Annotated in this window: 3 protein-coding genes and 1 pseudogene; all 4 read left to right on the top strand. The window is 38.7% G+C overall.

The annotated features are described in order from the left end of the window. Window positions 1-98: pseudogene (locus LJE11_RS20905) on the top strand (YdcP family protein); the annotation flags it as partial. Window positions 99-208: 110 nt separating this feature from the next. Continuing rightward, a complete protein-coding gene (locus tag LJE11_RS18845; protein WP_007286208.1) occupies window positions 209-541 on the top strand; it encodes a PadR family transcriptional regulator in 333 nt (110 codons plus the stop codon). A 4-nt stretch (window positions 542-545) separates the two neighbouring features. Next, window positions 546-1,112, top strand: coding sequence for an HAAS signaling domain-containing protein (locus LJE11_RS18840; RefSeq protein WP_161276711.1), 567 nt, complete (start codon window positions 546-548; stop codon window positions 1,110-1,112). Window positions 1,113-1,184: 72 nt separating this feature from the next. Then, window positions 1,185-2,517 (top strand): FtsK/SpoIIIE domain-containing protein (locus LJE11_RS18835; protein WP_227296386.1); only part of this gene is annotated, 1,333 nt, incomplete at its 3' end.

Below are 2,517 nucleotides of genomic sequence, written 5' to 3'. Positions count from 1 at the left end.
GGTATGTAAAGGCAGAGGATATTGTGTTGAAGAATAAAGGCAACCAGAACGCAGGCAATCCACAGAATAATAACACACAGGGACAACCGAAAAAATAGTAATTGATATACCTTTCAAAAAAAAGTGTTGTTCAATTAAAATATACTGTTGACATTCATTGTACTGTGTAGTACGATATACCTATCAAGAAAACAGTGAGGTGAACAACATGAACTTAGACAAATGGAAATCTCAAATAGTGCGAGGTACATTGGAATATTGTATTTTGCTAATGCTGGATAAAAAAGTATATTATGGGTATGAGATTTTACAAGAATTGAGCAAATATCCTATAATTACTTCTACGGAAAGTACAGTATATCCATTGTTAAGAAGATTACAAAAGGAAAACTACTTGCAATCAACTTGGCAAGAGTCCACAGAGGGCTTGCCACCTCGTAAGTATTATTCATTAACACCAGACGGGAAAAATTATCTGGACGCTATGAATACTGAATGGGAAAATTTATTAAATGCTATGTCTGATTTGAAAGGAGAATAAAATTATGAATACTACGTTTGAAAAATACTTAGATACTATTGATAAATGTTTGAAACCACTTCCAACTTCTGAACGTGTTGATATTGTAAAGGAAATAAAAGGCTCTATTTTAGAAATGGAAAGCGAAAACCTCTCAACAGAACAAATTTTAACTAGATTAGGAAAGCCAAAAGACCTTGCAAAAGCCTATCTTGGAGATTTACTTGCAAAGGAAAACGGTTTTAGCTGGAAAAGATTTTTAACAGTTTGTGCTTTTTATAGCTTAGTAGGTTTTTCTGGATTGTTTGTAATACCAGTTTTAGTTATTGTTGCACCTACTTTTATTCTGTGTGGTGTTGCTTCTGCTGTATTAGGGATTATAAAATTAGTAGATTATTTATTACATTTGAATATTCCTTATGTAGATTATATTGGTTTTCAATTTGGAAATACAGCTTTAAGCCCTATCCCAGTATTTATCTTATCACTAATCACGGGGATAATCTTGTTCTTATTAGGACGAGGTGCATGGAAGTTATTGATTACCTATTGCAAAGGTATTAGTAAAACTAAAAACAATTTATCAATTTAATATGTATGTGTATTTAAGCAGTTAGTCTTAGGATTGACTGCTTTTTCACACCCAGAAAGGAGTGATTGATTTATGCGTAAGATTTGGAACAAAGGACACCGTATCAGAGCCAGCGACAAGCACCTTGTCTACCACTTTTCCATAGGGACGCTTCTGTTTGTGTTCGTGGCGGTTCTCCTGCTACTCAATATCAAACAGCTCATGCGTACCGATTGGGAGCATTTCAGCTTGTTAGAAAACGGCTTGACGCTTTCCCCTTACAACTTCATAACCATACTGATAGCGACTGGTGTTTGTGCATTGGTCGCTTTTCTGTATTACCGCTTCTGTTACGACAGTTTTAAGAAGCTCCTGCACCGTCAAAAGCTGGCAAGAATGGTACTGGAAAATAAGTGGTATGAAGCCGATACTGTACAAGACAGCGTTTTTTTTACTGACCTGCAAAGCAGATCAAGGGAAAAAATCGTCTGGTTTCCGAAGATTTACTATCAAATGGAAAAAGGACTGCTTCATATCCGTTGTGAGATTACGCTGGGAAAATATCAAGACCAGCTTTTACGGTTAGAGGATAAATTGGAAAGTGGCTTGTATTGCGAGCTAACCGACAAGACCCTGCATGACGGCTATATCGAATATACCCTGCTTTATGATATGATAGCGAACCGCATTACTATTGATGAAGTACGGGCAGAAAACGGCTGTCTTAGATTGATGAAAAATCTTGTCTGGGAATATGACGCACTCCCTCACGCTCTGATTGCTGGTGGGACGGGTGGCGGTAAAACCTATTTTCTGCTGACGCTCATTGAAGCCTTACTGCATACAAACGCTGTCCTTTATATCTTAGACCCGAAGAACGGTGACCTTGCAGACTTAGGAACAGTCATGGGAAATGTGTATCATACCAAAGAAGAAATGATTGATTGTGTCAATGCCTTTTATAAGGGCATGGTACAACGAAGCGAGGAAATGAAGCGACACCCGAACTATAAGACGGGCGAAAACTACGCCTATCTGGGACTGCCACCCTGCTTTCTTATCTTTGATGAATATGTGGCGTTTTTTGAAATGCTGGGGACAAAAGAAAGCGTGAGCTTACTTAGCCAGCTAAAGAAAATCGTTATGTTAGGGCGACAAGCAGGTTATTTCCTTATCGTTGCCTGCCAGCGTCCAGATGCAAAGTATTTCTCGGACGGTATCAGAGATAACTTCAATTTCCGTGTGGGGCTTGGGCGTATCAGCGAATTAGGCTACGGTATGCTGTTCGGTTCAGATGTGAAAAAGCAGTTTTTCCAGAAGCGTATCAAGGGGCGTGGCTATTGTGATGTGGGAACAAGCGTCATAAGTGAATTTTACACGCCTTTAGTCCCGAAAGGACATGATTTTTTGCAGACTATCGGCTCTC

The organism is Blautia sp. DFI.1.216, from assembly GCF_020594215.1.
Taxonomy (GTDB): Bacteria; Bacillota; Clostridia; order Lachnospirales; family Lachnospiraceae; genus Blautia_A; species Blautia_A wexlerae.
The sequence above is the reverse complement of the archived record's forward strand: the minus strand, read 5'-3'. Positions and strand labels throughout refer to the sequence as shown.